Genomic DNA, 15,128 nt, shown 5'->3' with positions numbered 1-15,128 from the left:
TGCCCCTGGGGGCGCACACGCGCTCCAGGGGCACCGGTCCGGCTCCGGCCCCGGACGGTCAGCCGCCCAGCGTGCCCCCTGCCGCTGGGGGCTGCGCCTCGGCGACCATCGGGTCCGTGCTGAGGTGGATCACGCCGTAATCGTAGGCGTGGCGCCGGTAGACGACGCTCGGCTCCTTCGTCTCGGAGTCGACGAACAAGTAGAAGTCATGGCCGACCAGTTCCATCTCGTACAGGGCCTGGTCCAGGCTCATCGGGGAGGCGACATGGGTCTTCTCGCGGACCACGAGGGGGCCTTCGCCCTTGACCTCGAGCGGGCCGATCTTCGTGGTCGGCACTCCGTCCGTCTCGTCCTCCCCCACCGGGACGCCGTTTCCGTTGAGCGTCGCCGCGCCCGGAACGTGGTCGGGGACCTCCGCCGCCGAGATCCGCCGTGAGCCACGGCGCGAGAACCGCTTGTCGTGCTGCTTGCGCAGGCGCGCGTCCAGCTTTTCCGCCGCCATGTCGAGTGCCGCGTACGGGTCGCTGGCCGCGGCCTCCGCACGGATCACCGGGCCCCGCGAGCGGAGCGTGATCTCCACCCGGTCGCAGCGGTCGGCCTGCCGAGGGTTGGGCTCCTTGGACACCTCGACGTCGAGGCTGATCACCTTGCCATCGAGCTTCTGGATCTTCTCCAGCTTCAGCTTCTCGGCCACGTGCTTGCGGAACCGCTCGGGCACCTCGGTCTTGCGGCCTTTGACGACGATGTCCACGCAGAACTCCGTTCCCGGATCGCTCCGCTGCTTCGGCGGAGCATCTCCCTTTTGCACCAGGTCCGGTGAGCACCGGACCTCGGACTCGGTGACGTCCACCTCCTCCTCCCCCAAGGGCGCGTTCTCCACCCCACCGGTGCGGGTGATTGCCGGAAAACCCGCAGCACGGCATTCGGATATGAGAGGTGTGGCCTGCGCCTCTTTCCTCACAACCGAACATATCTCGCCCGGACGGATGTCGTCACCCTCTACTGCGGCGTACCTCCATTCAGGTGAATTAACCCTGTCACTACCTGCAACGATGCAGGTCGGCGGTCAGTTCCTGTTTATTTCGAAAGAATCTGCGGGCGCGGCGATCACGGCCGCGTGCAACGGCGGCCCGAAGGCGCTTGCCGCCGTTCTTTTCGCTGCACCGTGCACCCACTTCCGCTTCTCCGTCTCCGACCGCCTCCCGGTGGTTCGTTCTTCCCTTCCTTCCCGACTTGCGTTCTCGTACACAGCCCGCGACTCGCCGATTCGCAGGGCCCGCGCCGCCTCCGCGAGACTCGCGCCGGTGGTGACGAGATCGTCGACCAGCACGACCCGGCCCCCGGCGAGCAGCCGGTCCCCGCCCGCCGTCACCTCCAGCGCGCCGGCGAGGTTGGCCAGGCGCCGCCGCGCGTCCAGTCCCGCCTGGTCCGCCACGGCTCTGCGCTGGCGCAGTACCGCCGCCACCCGAGCCGGTGTCCCGGTGCGCCGCAGCTCACCGGCGGCCGCGAGCGCCATCCGCCGCACCGGATCGTGCCCCCGCGCCCGCACGGCCCATCGCGCGGAGGGCACGGGCACGAGCACGACGGGCCCCACAGCGCCGGTCCCACGGACGCCGACCGTCGGCGCACCGTCCCCGGCCGGCGCGTCGAGGGCCGCCCGCACGGCCCCCGCCAAGGCCGCGCCCAGCACTCCCGTGAGCGTGAGCGCGCCCCGCTCCTTGTGCGCCAGCAGCAGCGCGCGCACCGCCTGCGCGTACGGAGCCGACGCGTACACCGCCGGCAGTCCCGGTGGCTCCGGCAGCGGCCGCACCCGCCGGGGCGCATTCCCGGCCAGCGCGGTCCGGCAGCGCGCGCAGAGCGGCGTACGAGGTGCTCCGCAGCCCGCGCAGTCGGTCGGCAGCACCAGGTCGGTGAGGTCCCGCCACCACCCCCGCATGACCACCACTGTGCCAAGGCCGGAGTCGGCCCACCACCCCTGTGGACAACGGCCTGTGGATAACTCGCACGGGGCTTGGTCAGGCCGTTGTCAGCGTCCCCGGCCAGGCTCGTTCCGCCTCGGCGAGACTCTTCCGGCCTCGTCGAGCCCCGTCGTCCGGGCACGCCGGCCCGGACGGTCGGCCGTCAGCCCGGATAGACCGGCGCCGTACCGTCCTTGTCCACCTTCTGCCACTGCGCCCCCGTCGGCATCCGGACGATCCCGTCGTCGGAGTACGCCACCAGCGGTACCCGGTCGTCCTCGGACGCGGCGATCGCCTTCACTCCGGGCAGGGCGCCGGGCGCCGGACCGTCGAGGGTGGCGCCGTCGACCTGGACGTAGCGCATCTGCTGTACGCCGCCCTGCTCCTGACCGACCACCAGCAGCCTGCTGTCCCCGGCCCACGTCATGGCGCTGACCTGCTCCAAGTCGGGCGCCGCGGAACGGAGTCCGACCACCGAGGGCGCCTCACCGGTCCCCTCCTCGCGCTCGATCCGGCCGATCATCAGGGACTGCTTGCCGTCCTTCTCCACGACCAGCGCGACCCGCACGCCATCGGCGGCCACGCGGGCGTCCCTGATCCGGCCGGGCAGGTCCGGGACGGTGACCTTCCGCGCCCTCGCGGTGCCGTGCTCCACCACGTACAGGGCCGTGGCCCGCGGGTCGCGGTCGGCCACCCACAGGTCGCCGCGGGCGTCCCAACTCGGCGTGGTCAGCCGGTCGGCGGGGGCCGGGCCCTTGCTGGTGACCAGCGCGTCGCCGAGCGAACTGTCCAGGGCCAGCGACGTCACGCGCAGCGACGCGCCGTAGTCGTCGACCGCGGCCACGCTGTGCTCGTCCCGCGACACCGCCACCGACTGGAGCGTCTTGTCGCCCTCGCCGAGCGCGCCCGGCACCTGCACGGACCCGGTGCCGGTGCTCCCGGTCGGCATCCGCACCAGCCGGTGCCTGCCATCGACGTAGTACAGGTATTCGGGCCGCTTGGAGGAGCCGTGCCAGGCGGCGGACTCGGCGCGCTCCTCGGTCAGATCGCACAGCCGGTGGCCGCCGGTGCCCTGCAACGCGACGGACTCCAGGGTCGGCGCCAGGTTCCGCAGCGTGAACAGCAACTGCGTGGCCATCTCGGTGCACTTGGACGCCGAGACGCGCACACCCTTGAGATCCAGGGGCACCGTCAGCCGGTTCTGGTCGTCCGGCGCCAGCCCGGACACGCCCTCCTGGAGGGTCGTACCGGTCGGGAAGCTGGAACGCACCACCGGGCGGAGCCACGCGGACGGCCTGCCCAGCACCGAGCGGACCATCTGCGTCATCGCGTCGACCTTGCTGCGCACGAACACCGGATCGGCGACCGCCACCGGCTCCCCGGCAGACCCGGCCGACGCACCCGAGGCGAAGTAGTACTTGTCGACGGACGTGTAGTTGCGCTGGAAATCCGACTTGCCCATGACCACACCGTTGGGCAGCTCGTCGATGCGCCACTGCCCTGACTTGCCGTCACGGGACAGATGGACCTTCTTGCGGTAGGTGCCGGCCGCGGGCGCGTACGCCTGCTCGTTGTCGACCGTGGCGACGCGGGCGCCGGTCAGCACGCAGGTGATGCTGTCCGCCGTCTCCCGGCCGCCCGCACGGCAGTCGGTCTCGATGCTCGGCCCGTTCGCGAGGACCGTGGTCGAACTCTCCGGCCGCCAGGTGCGCGCCGCGTCGTTCGACAGGTATTTGCGGGCCGTGTCGTATGCCGGGTCGTCGCTGGTCAGCGCCTCCAGGAAGCCCTGCATGATCTCACCGGGCGGAGCGTCCTCGGCGGGCGGCATGGCGAAGACCCGTACCCCGGTGTCCTGCCGGGGAGTGGACTCCACGTCCCGCAGATCACCGCTGTCGGGCATGGAGGCACACCCGGCCAGCAGAACGACCCCCAAGGCGGTGTACGCCGCCGCGCGCCACGGCTTGCGCCGGGCGCCCCCCTCGCGGTCAGCGCCCACGAAATGCCTCCCCTGCATCGGTCGAATCCTCCGGCCGCGCCGTCTCCCACCGGTCGGATTCCGGTCGTACCGCCCCGGCGTCCCCTCCCGGATCCGCGGCCGGCCGCTCCTCCGGGTGCCGCACGGACCCCGTGGGCCGGGGCACGACCCGCGTGCCGTTGCCGTTGCCGGGCAGGGCGGTCGGGTCGGCGGTGGGCGCGACGGGGGCGCGCGGGGGCAGCGCGGACGCACGACCGCCGCCCTGCTGCGCCGGCACGGTCGCCCGCTTCTCCGCGCGGGGCGTCCCGGAGTCGTCGGGGCGCCGCTTACGGCGCGAGTCCTTGGGCTCCAGCGGTATCGGCGAACCCCGCAGCGGCTCGTCCGCGGTCCTGGGCAGGGTCAGCCGGAACTGCGAACCGCCGCCGGGCTCGCCCCATGCCTGGAGCCAGCCGCCGTGCAGCCGCGCGTCCTCCAGGGCGATCGACAGTCCGAGGCCGGTGCCCCCGGTGGTGCGGGCGCGGGCCGGGTCGGCCCGCCAGAAGCGGCTGAACACGCGGGTCGCCTCGCCCGGCTTGAGCCCGACGCCGTAGTCGCGCACCGCGACGGCGACCGCGCCGCCCGCGGCGGCCAGCTTGACGATGACGTCCTTGCCCTCGCCGTGCTCGACGGCATTGACGACGAGATTGCGCAGGACCCGCTCCACCCGTCGGGCGTCGGCCTCGGCGACCACGGGCTGCTGGTCGCCGACCACCCGGATGCGGGTGCCCTTGCGCTCGGCGAGCGGCTCGGCGCCGCCGACGACGCGCCGCACGACCTCCCTGAGGTCGATCGGCTCGGCCTCCAGGGCCGCGGCGCCCGCGTCGAAGCGGCTGATCTCCAGCAGGTCGGCGAGCAGCGACTCGAACCGGTCCAGCTGGTCGGCGAGCAACTCGGCGGAGCGCGCGGTCACCGGGTCGAAGTCCTCGCGCGCCTCGTGGATGACGTCGGCGGCCATCCGGACCGTCGTCAGCGGGGTGCGCAGTTCGTGCGAGACGTCCGAGACGAACCGGCGCTGCATCCGCGAGAGGTCCTCCAACTGCTGGATCTTGCCCTGGAGGTTCTGCGCCATCTTGTTGAACGCCTCGCCCAGCCGGGCGATGTCGTCCTCACCGGTGACCTTCATCCGCTCCTGGAGCCGGCCGGCGGACAGCCGCTCGGCGATGCCGGCGGCCATCCGCACCGGCGTGACGACCTGCCGCACCACCAGCCAGGCGATGGCACCGAGCAGGACGACGACGAACAGCCCGGCGGTCGCCAGGGTGCCCTTGACCAGGCTGAGGGACTTCTCCTCCTGGGTGAGCGGGAAGAGGTAGTACAGCTCGTACGGTCGCCCGTTCGGGTCGTTCACCTGTTTGCCGATAACCAGCGCGGGCTGCGAGTCCTTGCCGCTGGAGTAGACGATCCGGGTGTAGCTCTGGGCGGCCGTCGTGCCGCTGTTGACCCGCTGGCGCAGGTCGGCCGGGACGCTGGAGGTCGGGTTGACGTTGCCGGACCCGCGCGGGCTGCGGCCGCCGCCGCTGTCGTCGCCGACCGGCAGCGTCACCACGTCGAAGGCGCCCGCGCCACCGCTGGACAGCGACTCCACGAGGTCGCTCATCCACTGGATGACGTTCTGCGTGGGCCGGCCGTCCGCGCCGTCGGTGCCGTCCGTGCTGCCGTCGGCGGTGCCCGGCGCGGTGCCGGTGCCCGCGCCGTTGGTGCCCGCCGCCTCGTCGGCGCGCTGCTTGGCCACCGCGAAGCCGCCCGTGGCCTGGCTCTGCGAGGCGCGCACCTTCGCGTCCAGCAGGCCGTTGCGCACCTGCCCGATCACGACGAAGCCGAGCAGCAGGACGACGCCCAGCGACATCAGCAAGGTGGTCGCGACGACCCTGAGCTGGATGTTGCGCCGCCACAGCCGCATCACCGGCAGCAGCGGCCGGCGCACCCAGCGCAGGAACAACCGCAGGACCGGGCTGCCCTGCACCCCGCCCTGGAGCAGTCCGCCCTCGAAGAGGCGCCTCCAGCGGGTACCCGCCGCCGTCCGGCCGACAGGCCGCTTCGGACGTTCTCCGGGCATGCCGGACCCCGAAACGGCACTGTCCTCTGACATGTCAGCTCGGTCCGGCCTTGTAACCGACACCACGGACGGTCACCACGATCTCCGGCCGCTCCGGGTCCTTCTCGACCTTGGAACGCAGCCGCTGGACATGCACGTTGACCAGGCGGGTGTCGGCGGCGTGGCGGTAGCCCCACACCTGCTCGAGCAGCACCTCGCGGGTGAAGACCTGCCAGGGCTTGCGGGCGAGCGCGACCAGCAGGTCGAACTCCAGCGGGGTCAGCGCGATCGACTGCCCGTCCCGCTTCACCGAGTGCCCGGCCACATCGATGACCAGGTCACCGATGGTCAGCTGCTCGGGCGCCGGCTCCTCGGAGCGCCGCAGCCGAGCCCGGATCCGCGCCACCAGTTCCTTCGGCTTGAACGGCTTGACGATGTAGTCGTCCGCACCCGACTCCAGGCCCACCACGACGTCCACGGTGTCGCTCTTGGCCGTGAGCATCACGATCGGCACACCCGACTCGGCCCGGATCAGCCGGCACACCTCGATGCCGTCCCGTCCGGGCAGCATCAGGTCGAGCAGCACCAGATCGGGCTTGTTCTCACGGAACGCCGCCAGCGCCTTGTCGCCGTCGGCTACGAAAGACGGCTCAAAACCTTCACCACGCAGCACGATGCCGAGCATCTCGGCCAGTGCGGTGTCGTCGTCGACGACAAGGACTCGTCCCTTCATAAACGACATCATCCCATTCTCGTAACGACGACAGAGGTGCAGGTGAGGCAGCTCACTGGCCTGTGACGATAGTCGTACGGAGCCGTCACTGTCTGCCCCCGGCCGTCTCACGGGGCGCGCTGCGGCGCCGGACCCGCGTCCGGCGCCGCGCTCCGATCAGCCGGTCGCCGCCTCGCGGGCCCGCTTGCACACGCCGGCGAGCGCCTCTTCCGACACGGGCGTGACGACCCCTTCCTCGGTGACGATCGCCGTCACCAGCTCGGGCGGCGTCACATCGAACGCCGGGTTGTACGCCTGCGTCCCCAGCGGCGCCACCGGGATCCCGCCGCCGGGCCCGGTCATCTGCACCTGCGGCGCCATCACCTCGGTCACCTCGAAGCCGGGACGCTGCTCGACCTCGATGGACGCGCCGTCCAGGGTGTCCGGGTCGATCGTGGTCATTGGCGCCACCACGATGAACGGCACCCCGTGGTGGCGTGCGAGCACGGCGAGCGGATAGCTGCCCACCTTGTTCGCCACCGAGCCGTCCGCCGCGATCCGGTCGGCCCCGATCAGCACCGCGTCCACCTCGCCCGCCGCGAACAGCGAACCCGCCGCGTTGTCGGTGAGCAGCGTGTACGCCATGCCGTTGCGGGCCGCCTCGTACGCCGTCAGGCGCGCGCCCTGGAGAAGCGGACGTGTCTCGTCCACCCACAGCCGCCGCAGCCGCCCCACGCGGTGCGCCGCGAGCGCCACCGCGAAGGCCGTGCCCTCACCGCCCGAGACCAGCGCCCCGGTGTTGCAGTGGGTGAGAAGCCGGTGCCCGCCACCGGGCAGCAGCTCGTCCAGCAGCGCCAGGCCGTGGGCCGCCATCCGGGCGCTGGCCTCGGCGTCCTGCCGGTGCAGCGTCCGCGCCGCGGCCAGCGCCGCCTCGGCCGCGGCGGCCGGGTCGCCGCTGCGGGCCAGCTCGGCCTCGTGCGCGGACCGCGCCCGGCGCACACCGACGGACAGGTTCACCGCGGTGGGCCGCGCCTCCTCGATGGAGCGCGCCGCCTCGGACACGTCGAAGCCCCGCGCGGCAGCGAGGGCGACGCCGTACGCCCCCGCGATCCCGAGCACCGGTGCCCCGCGCACGGCGAGCGAACGGATCGCCTCCACCAGCGCCGCCGCGTCCGTGCACACCAGCTCGACCTCCTCCACGGGAAGTCGCGTCTGATCGAGAAGGACCAGTACAGGACCTTCGGGTGGTTCCTCCCATCGGATCGTCGGTATTCCGGACGGCCGTTCGTCCCCGCCGCTTCGTGCCTGCTGATCAGCCATGCGGTCAGTCTGCCCCGGACACCGCGGGCAACTGAAGACATCGGGCTCGCACCTCGCCCGGACCCGGCTTGACCACGCCATGGCACGATGTGCACCAACCTGCCGCCGCGACCGCGGACGGGCACCGAGAAGGAGCTCCGATGACAGACACTCCGGGCTGGGCCTCGCCCGGATCCGACCCGACGCCCGAGGGACGGGAACCCGGCGCGTCCGACACCGCCGACCGGCCCGGAGACGACTCCGGCGCACCCGCGCCGCAGCCGGGCCCGCAGCCGCAGGGCCCAGGCGCGCAGTGGTCCGGCCAGCAGCCGCCACCCGGCCAGTGGTCCGTGCCCACCGGCGCTCCGGGCCAGACCCCGCCGCCCGGCCCCGGCTGGGGCGGCACCGGTCCCGGCGCGCCCGGCGGCTACGGAGGCCCCCCTGGCCACGGCGGTTACGGCGCTCCCGGCGGTTACGGAGTCTGGGGCGGGGGCTGGGGCGGCCCACCGCCCGCAGCCAAGCCCGGCGTCATCCCGCTGCGCCCGCTCGGCGTCGGCGAGATCCTCGACGGCGCCGTCTCCACCCTGCGCACCTACTGGCGCACGGTCCTCGGCATATCCCTGGCGCTCGCACTGGTCACGCAGATCACCACGGTCCTCGTGCAGGGCTTCTTCCTGAACGACATGAGCGTCCAGTCCTCCCTCAGCGACCCGGCCGCCACGCCCACCGAGGCGCTTCGCGTCATGGGCGAGTCCTTCCTCAGCTCCATGGTCCTGGGTCTGATCACCGTGATCGGCACCCTCATCGCCACGGCGATGCTGACGAGCGTCACCAGCCGCGCGGTTCTCGGCCGCCCGGCCACCCTCGGCGAAGCCTGGCGGGAGGCCCGCCCGCAGCTGTGGAAGCTGCTCGGGCAGCTGCTCCTGCTGGCCCTCATGGGCATCGGAACCATGCTGGCCGCCTCGATCCCCGGCGTCATCGGCTTCCTGAGCGGCAGCCGGGGCGCCGGAATCGCGCTCCTGGTCCTCGGTTTCCTCGCCGGCATGGTCGTACTCGTGTGGCTGTCGGTGCGCTTCTCCCTGGCCGCGCCCGCGCTGATGCTGGAGAAGCAGGGCATCGTGCACTCCCTGCGCCGCTCCACGAAGCTGGTGCAGGGCTCCTGGTGGCGCATCCTCGGCATCCAGCTGCTCGCCGGGCTCATCGTCGCCCTCGTCAGGGTGGTGATCTCGGTCCCCTTCACCATCATCGCCCTGATCGCGGGCAACGACGGTCTGGCCGGGATGCTGGGCCAGAACGGCGGCCACCTCAGCTGGACCTTCCTGGTGATCGTCGGCATCGGTGCGGTGATCGGCACCACCATCACCCTGCCGATCTCCGCCTGCGTCACCGTGTTCCTCTACATCGACCAGCGCATCCGGCGCGAGGGCCTCGACCTCGAACTGGCCCGCGCCGCCGGTGTCCAGGGCGCTCCGGTCGGCGCCCCCGGCCCCGTTCCGGGGAGCTGACCGGGTGTTCTCGACGGGGGGACCGTTCACGGCGCCCGGCCCGCCCGGCGCCGTGGCGACAGTCGTACACGGCCTGCTGCGCGCCTCGGGCACGTCCGTCCGCACGGCCGCCGGACCGGGCGACGGACCGCCGGTGACCATGCCGCGCGACCCCGCCCGCGAGGCGGCCCGGCGCGAACTGGCCAAGCGGATGTACCACGAGAACGATCCCGGCCTGTTCGAGCGCGCCCTGAAGGCGTTATGGAACTGGCTCGACGACCTGTTCGGCAGCGTCGCCGGACCGACCCCCGGCGGCGCGGTCGGCCTGCTGGTCGTGATCCTCTTCGTCCTCGCCGTCCTGGGCGCCCTGTGGTGGCGCCTGGGCACCCCCCGCCGGGGCCCGGCCCGCTCCACCTCCGTCCTGTTCGACGACGGGCCGCGCAGCGCCGCCCAACACCGCGCGACCGCCGAGGCGCACGCGGCCCAGGGCCACTGGAGCCAGGCCGTCCAGGAGCGCATGCGCGCCGTCGTCCGCTCCCTGGAGGAGCGCACCGTGCTCGACATCCGGCCGGGCCGCACCGCCGACGAGGCCGCCGCCGAGGCCGGCCGCGCCCTGCCCGCACACACCGCCCGACTGCACGCCGCGGCACGGGAGTTCGACGACGTGACATACGGCGGACGCGCCGCGAGCGAGCAGTCGTACCAGCGCCTCGCCGAACTCGACCGCGACCTGGAACGCACCAGGCCCGCCCACGCCGACAGCATGGCCACCACGGCCCGCAGCACCAGCCAGGGGGCCGGGTGACCACCGAGGCCGCGCCGCCGATCGCCGCCACCTCCACCGCGCCCACGGCCCGCACGGTGTGGACCAGGACGCGGGGCGTCACCCTCGCTGTCGTACTGCTCCTGGTGGCGGGCGTCGCCATCGCCGCCGTGCGCTCCGCGGAGCGGCACGGCGAGCTGGACCCGCGCTCCGCCGACCCCTACGGCAGCCGCGCCGTCGCCCAGTTGCTGGCCGACCGCGGGGTCACCACGCGCGTGGTCACCACCCTGCGCGCCGCCCGCGCCGCCGCCGGCCCCGACACCACCCTCCTGATCGCCGTCCCCGACCGGCTCAGCAGCGGCCAGCAGCGCGAACTGCACCGGGCGACCGCGCCCTCCGGCGGACGCACCGTCCTCGTCGCCGCGAGCGGCTGGTCCGTCGGCCGGCTCGCCCCCGGAGTCAACGCGGACCCCGCCGACAGCCTCGGCTCCACCCTGCCCCCCGACTGCGCCCTGCCCGAGGCCCGGCGCGCGGGCACCGCCGACACCGGCGGCGTCCGCTACACCACCACCCGGCTCGACGCCGACTCCTGCTACCCCAGCGCACGGCTCGCCACCCTGCTGCGTGTCCCGGCCGCCGCCGGGGGCGACACCGTCGTGCTCGGCGCGCCCGACATCCTCTGCAACAACCGCCTCGACAAGCACGGCAACGCCTCGCTCGCCCTGCAACTCCTCGGCTCGCGGCCCCATCTGGTCTGGTACCTCCCCTCGCTGTCCGACGCCCCCGCCGCCGACAGCGACCGCAAGAGCTTCTTCGACCTGATCCCCTCGGGCTGGCCGTGGGCCACCCTCCAGCTGTTCATCGCGGCCGTGCTCGCCGCCGTCTGGCGGGGCCGCCGCTTCGGGCCGCTGGTGCCCGAACGACTCCCCGTCGCGATCCGCGCCTCCGAGACCGACGAAGGCCGCGCCCGCCTCTACCGCAAGGCCAACGCCCGCGACCGCGCCGCCGCCGCGCTGCGCTCCGCCGCCCGCACCCGGCTCGCCCCGCTCGTCGGGGTGCCCGTCGCCCAGGCGCACACGCCCGAGGCCCTGCTCCCCGCGCTGTCCGCCCATCTCACCGGCGACGGACAGGATCTGCGCTCCCTGGTCTTCGGGCCGCCGCCCGGCGACGACGCGGCCCTGATCGCTCTGACCGACCAACTCGACGCCCTCGAAAGAGAGGTACGCCGTTCATGATGGACCCGACCACTGACAACGCCGGGCTGGCCGAGGCCGCGGGGGACCCCCGCGCCTCCCTGGAGGCCCTGCGCTCCGAGATCGCCAAAGCCGTGGTCGGCCAGGACCCCGCCGTGACCGGACTCGTCGTCGCCCTCCTGTGCCGCGGGCATGTCCTTCTCGAAGGCGTCCCCGGAGTCGCCAAGACGCTGCTCGTGCGCGCCCTCGCGTCCGCCCTTGAACTCGGCACCAAGCGTGTCCAGTTCACCCCCGATCTGATGCCGAGCGATGTCACCGGCTCCCTCGTCTACGACACCCGCTCCGCCGAGTTCTCCTTCCAGCCCGGCCCGGTCTTCACCAACCTCCTGCTCGCGGACGAGATCAACCGCACCCCGCCCAAGACCCAGTCCTCCCTGCTCGAAGCCATGGAGGAACGCCAGGTCACGGTCGACGGCACGCCCCGCCCGCTCCCCGAGCCGTTCCTCGTCGCGGCCACGCAGAACCCGGTCGAGTACGAGGGCACCTACCCCCTCCCCGAGGCCCAGCTGGACCGGTTCCTGCTCAAGCTGACGATCCCGCTGCCTTCCCGCGAGAACGAGATCGACGTCCTCACCCGCCACGCCTCGGGCTTCGACCCCCGTGATCTGCGCGCCGCGGGCATACGTCCCGTCGCCGGCCCCGCCGACCTCGAGGCGGCCCGTGCCGCGGTCGCCAGGACGACCGTCTCCCCCGAGATCACGGCCTATGTCGTCGATGTCTGCCGTGCCACCCGCGAATCCCCTTCCCTCACCATGGGCGTGTCTCCCCGTGGGGCCACGGCCCTGCTGTCCACCGCTCGTGCCTGGGCCTGGCTGACCGGCCGGGATTACGTCATCCCGGACGACGTCAAGGCGCTCGCCCTGCCGACCCTGCGCCACCGCGTCCACCTGCGCCCCGAGGCGGAGATGGAAGGCGTGACGGCCGACTCGGTCATCAACGCGGTCCTCGCCCACGTGCCGGTTCCCCGCTGATGGCGCTCACCGGACGCGCCGCCCTGCTCGCGGCTCTCGGCTCCATCCCGGTCGGCATCCTGGAGCCCGGCTGGACCGGCATCCTCGCGGTCAACGGTCCGCTGGCCCTGGCCTGTGCCTGCGACTTCGCGCTGGCCGCGCCCGTACGACGCCTGGCCCTGAGCCGCTCCGGGGACACCACCGCCCGGCTCGGCGAGGGCGCCGATGTCACGCTCACGATCGCCAACCCGTCCCGCCGCACGCTGCGGGCCAGGCTGCGCGACGGCTGGCCGCCCAGCAGCTGGCTGAACGGGACGGAGGTCGAGTCGTCCCGGCACCAGGTGACCGTGCCTTCGGGCGAGCGCAGGAGGGTGACCACCCGACTGCGTCCCACCCGCCGAGGCGACCGCGAGGCCGACCGTGTGACGATCCGCTCCTACGGCCCCCTCGGGCTGTACTCCCGCCAGGGCGCCCATCGGGTGCCGTGGTCTGTACGGGTTCTGCCCCCGTTCACGAGCCGAAAGCATCTTCCGTCGAAACTCGCTCGATTGCGTGAACTCGACGGTCGTACAAGCGTTTTGACGCGCGGTGAGGGCACGGAATTCGACAGCCTCCGCGAGTACGTCCCCGGCGACGACACCCGTTCGATCGACTGGCGGGCCACCGCCCGGCAGTCCACGGTCGCCGTACGCACCTGGCGCCCCGAACGCGACCGCCACGTCCTTCTCGTCCTGGACACCGGCCGCACCTCGGCCGGCCGGGTGGGGAACGCTCCTCGGCTGGACGCCGCCATGGACGCGGCGCTCCTTCTCGCCGCGCTCGCCTCGCGGGCCGGCGACCGGGTCGACCTCCTCGCCTACGACCGCCGGGCGCGTGCCCTTGTCCAGGGCCGCACCGTGAACGAGTTGCTGCCCTCTCTCGTGAACGCGATGGCCACGCTCGAACCGGAGCTCGTGGAGACCGACAGCCGGGGCCTGACCTCCATGGCTCTGCGCACGGCGCCGCGGCGCTCTCTCATCGTTCTGCTCACCACCCTGGACGCGGCACCGGTGGAGCAAGGACTGCTCCCGGTACTCCCTCAGCTCACGCACCGCCATACGGTCTTGGTCGCGGCGGTGGCCGATCCGCACATCGACCGGATGGCGAGGGCCCGAGGCAGCGCGGAGTCGGTGTACGAGGCCGCGGCGGCGGCCCAGGCACAGAACGAACGGCAGCGCACCGCGGACACGTTGCGCCGACACGGTGTCACCGTGGTCGACGCGACCCCGGAGAATCTGGCGCCGGCGCTGGCGGACGCGTATCTGGCTCTCAAGGCGGCGGGCCGACTCTGAGGGGGCGTCGGCTCGCTGCCTTTCGGGGCATCAGCAGTACTCACGGCTAATTAGCCCTGAACGCAGAAAACCCCCGCACCATACGGTGCGGGGGTTCCCCGGAATAATTGTTCGGCGGCGTCCTACTCTCCCACAGGGTCCCCCCTGCAGTACCATCGGCGCTGAAAGGCTTAGCTTCCGGGTTCGGAATGTAACCGGGCGTTTCCCTAACGCTATAACCACCGAAACACTATGAAACAAACAACAACCGGCACTTTGGTTGTTCGTGGTTTCAGAACCAACACAGTGGACGCGAGCAACTGAGGACAAGCCCTCGGCCTATTAGTACCGGTCACCTCCACCAGTCACCTGGCTTCCAGATCCGGCCTATCAACCCAGTCGTCTACTGGGAGCCTTACCCCATCAAGTGGGTGGGAGTCCTCATCTCGAAGCAGGCTTCCCGCTTAGATGCTTTCAGCGGTTATCCCTCCCGAACGTAGCCAACCAGCCATGCCCTTGGCAGAACAACTGGCACACCAGAGGTTCGTCCGTCCCGGTCCTCTCGTACTAGGGACAGCCCTTCTCAAGACTCCTACGCGCACAGCGGATAGGGACCGAACTGTCTCACGACGTTCTAAACCCAGCTCGCGTACCGCTTTAATGGGCGAACAGCCCAACCCTTGGGACCGACTCCAGCCCCAGGATGCGACGAGCCGACATCGAGGTGCCAAACCATCCCGTCGATATGGACTCTTGGGGAAGATCAGCCTGTTATCCCCGGGGTACCTTTTATCCGTTGAGCGACGGCGCTTCCACAAGCCACCGCCGGATCACTAGTCCCGACTTTCGTCCCTGCTCGACCCGTCGGTCTCACAGTCAAGCTCCCTTGTGCACTTACACTCAACACCTGATTACCAACCAGGCTGAGGGAACCTTTGGGCGCCTCCGTTACCCTTTAGGAGGCAACCGCCCCAGTTAAACTACCCATCAGACACTGTCCCTGATCCGGATCACGGACCCAGGTTAGACATCCAGCACGACCAGACTGGTATTTCAACGACGACTCCACCCATACTGGCGTATGGACTTCACAGTCTCCCAGCTATCCTACACAAGCCGAACCGAACACCAATATCAAACTGTAGTAAAGGTCCCGGGGTCTTTCCGTCCTGCTGCGCGAAACGAGCATCTTTACTCGTAGTGCAATTTCACCGGGCCTATGGTTGAGACAGTCGAGAAGTCGTTACGCCATTCGTGCAGGTCGGAACTTACCCGACAAGGAATTTCGCTACCTTAGGATGGTTATAGTTACCACCGCCGTTTACTGGCGCTTAAGTTCTCAGCTTCGCC

At 71.6% G+C, this 15,128-nt stretch carries 11 protein-coding genes and 2 rRNA genes; 5 read left to right on the top strand and 8 right to left on the bottom strand.

Annotation, left to right across the window (positions count from 1 at the left end; all coding sequences use genetic code 11):
• Positions 1-58: 58 nt before the first annotated feature.
• The 6 genes from hpf to mtnA form a co-directional block, all read right to left on the bottom strand.
• Positions 59-751 carry a ribosome hibernation-promoting factor, HPF/YfiA family gene (gene hpf, locus ACZ7EC_RS04570; protein ID WP_471059703.1) on the bottom strand — a complete coding sequence of 231 codons (693 nt, stop codon included), beginning with the start codon at positions 749-751 and terminating at the stop codon, positions 59-61.
• Between the two features lie 315 nt (positions 752-1,066).
• The gene (locus tag ACZ7EC_RS04565; RefSeq protein ID WP_471057944.1) at positions 1,067-1,936 is read right to left on the bottom strand and encodes a ComF family protein; all 870 of its coding nucleotides are present in this window, start codon (positions 1,934-1,936) and stop codon (positions 1,067-1,069) included.
• A 185-nt stretch (positions 1,937-2,121) separates the two neighbouring features.
• Positions 2,122-3,954, bottom strand: a complete 1,833-nt coding sequence (locus ACZ7EC_RS04560) for an LpqB family beta-propeller domain-containing protein (protein ID WP_471057941.1) — start codon at positions 3,952-3,954, stop codon at positions 2,122-2,124.
• The gene (gene mtrB / locus ACZ7EC_RS04555; protein WP_471057938.1) at positions 3,944-6,061 is read right to left on the bottom strand and encodes an MtrAB system histidine kinase MtrB; all 2,118 of its coding nucleotides are present in this window, start codon (positions 6,059-6,061) and stop codon (positions 3,944-3,946) included. Before mtrB ends, ACZ7EC_RS04560 begins: the two co-directional genes overlap by 11 nt.
• A gap of 1 nt (position 6,062) precedes the next feature.
• Positions 6,063-6,752 carry a two-component system response regulator MtrA gene (mtrA, locus tag ACZ7EC_RS04550; RefSeq protein ID WP_469867625.1) on the bottom strand — a complete coding sequence of 230 codons (690 nt, stop codon included), beginning with the start codon at positions 6,750-6,752 and terminating at the stop codon, positions 6,063-6,065.
• A gap of 144 nt (positions 6,753-6,896) precedes the next feature.
• Entirely contained in the window at positions 6,897-8,039 is a 1,143-nt protein-coding gene (gene mtnA / locus ACZ7EC_RS04545) for an S-methyl-5-thioribose-1-phosphate isomerase (RefSeq protein ID WP_471057933.1), read from the bottom strand.
• A gap of 140 nt (positions 8,040-8,179) precedes the next feature.
• Between mtnA and ACZ7EC_RS04540 the strand changes: the two genes are divergently transcribed.
• From ACZ7EC_RS04540 to ACZ7EC_RS04520, 5 genes are read left to right on the top strand one after another with little or no spacing between them, the layout of a single operon-like run.
• On the top strand, positions 8,180-9,523 hold the full coding sequence (locus ACZ7EC_RS04540) for a DUF7847 domain-containing protein (RefSeq protein ID WP_471057930.1): 1,344 nt from the start codon (positions 8,180-8,182) through the stop codon (positions 9,521-9,523).
• A gap of 52 nt (positions 9,524-9,575) precedes the next feature.
• Complete coding sequence (locus tag ACZ7EC_RS04535; protein WP_471057927.1) at positions 9,576-10,307, top strand: DUF4129 domain-containing protein; 732 nt, start codon at positions 9,576-9,578, stop codon at positions 10,305-10,307.
• On the top strand, positions 10,304-11,500 hold the full coding sequence (locus ACZ7EC_RS04530; RefSeq protein ID WP_471057924.1) for a DUF4350 domain-containing protein: 1,197 nt from the start codon (positions 10,304-10,306) through the stop codon (positions 11,498-11,500). The genes ACZ7EC_RS04535 and ACZ7EC_RS04530 overlap by 4 nt, the downstream gene beginning before the upstream one ends.
• The gene (locus ACZ7EC_RS04525; protein WP_471057921.1) at positions 11,500-12,489 is read left to right on the top strand and encodes an AAA family ATPase; all 990 of its coding nucleotides are present in this window, start codon (positions 11,500-11,502) and stop codon (positions 12,487-12,489) included. The genes ACZ7EC_RS04530 and ACZ7EC_RS04525 overlap by 1 nt, the downstream gene beginning before the upstream one ends.
• Positions 12,489-13,799 carry a DUF58 domain-containing protein gene (locus ACZ7EC_RS04520; protein WP_471057918.1) on the top strand — a complete coding sequence of 437 codons (1,311 nt, stop codon included), beginning with the start codon at positions 12,489-12,491 and terminating at the stop codon, positions 13,797-13,799. Before ACZ7EC_RS04525 ends, ACZ7EC_RS04520 begins: the two co-directional genes overlap by 1 nt.
• 109 nt (positions 13,800-13,908) lie before the next feature.
• Here the strand turns inward: ACZ7EC_RS04520 and rrf are convergent.
• Positions 13,909-14,025 (bottom strand): 5S ribosomal RNA (gene rrf / locus ACZ7EC_RS04515).
• 75 nt (positions 14,026-14,100) lie between these two features.
• Positions 14,101-15,128: ribosomal RNA gene (locus tag ACZ7EC_RS04510) — 23S ribosomal RNA — on the bottom strand; the annotation flags it as partial.

Source organism: Streptomyces sp. NPDC037203 (assembly GCF_055605065.1).
This window is presented reverse-complemented; position numbering and strand designations above follow the sequence as displayed.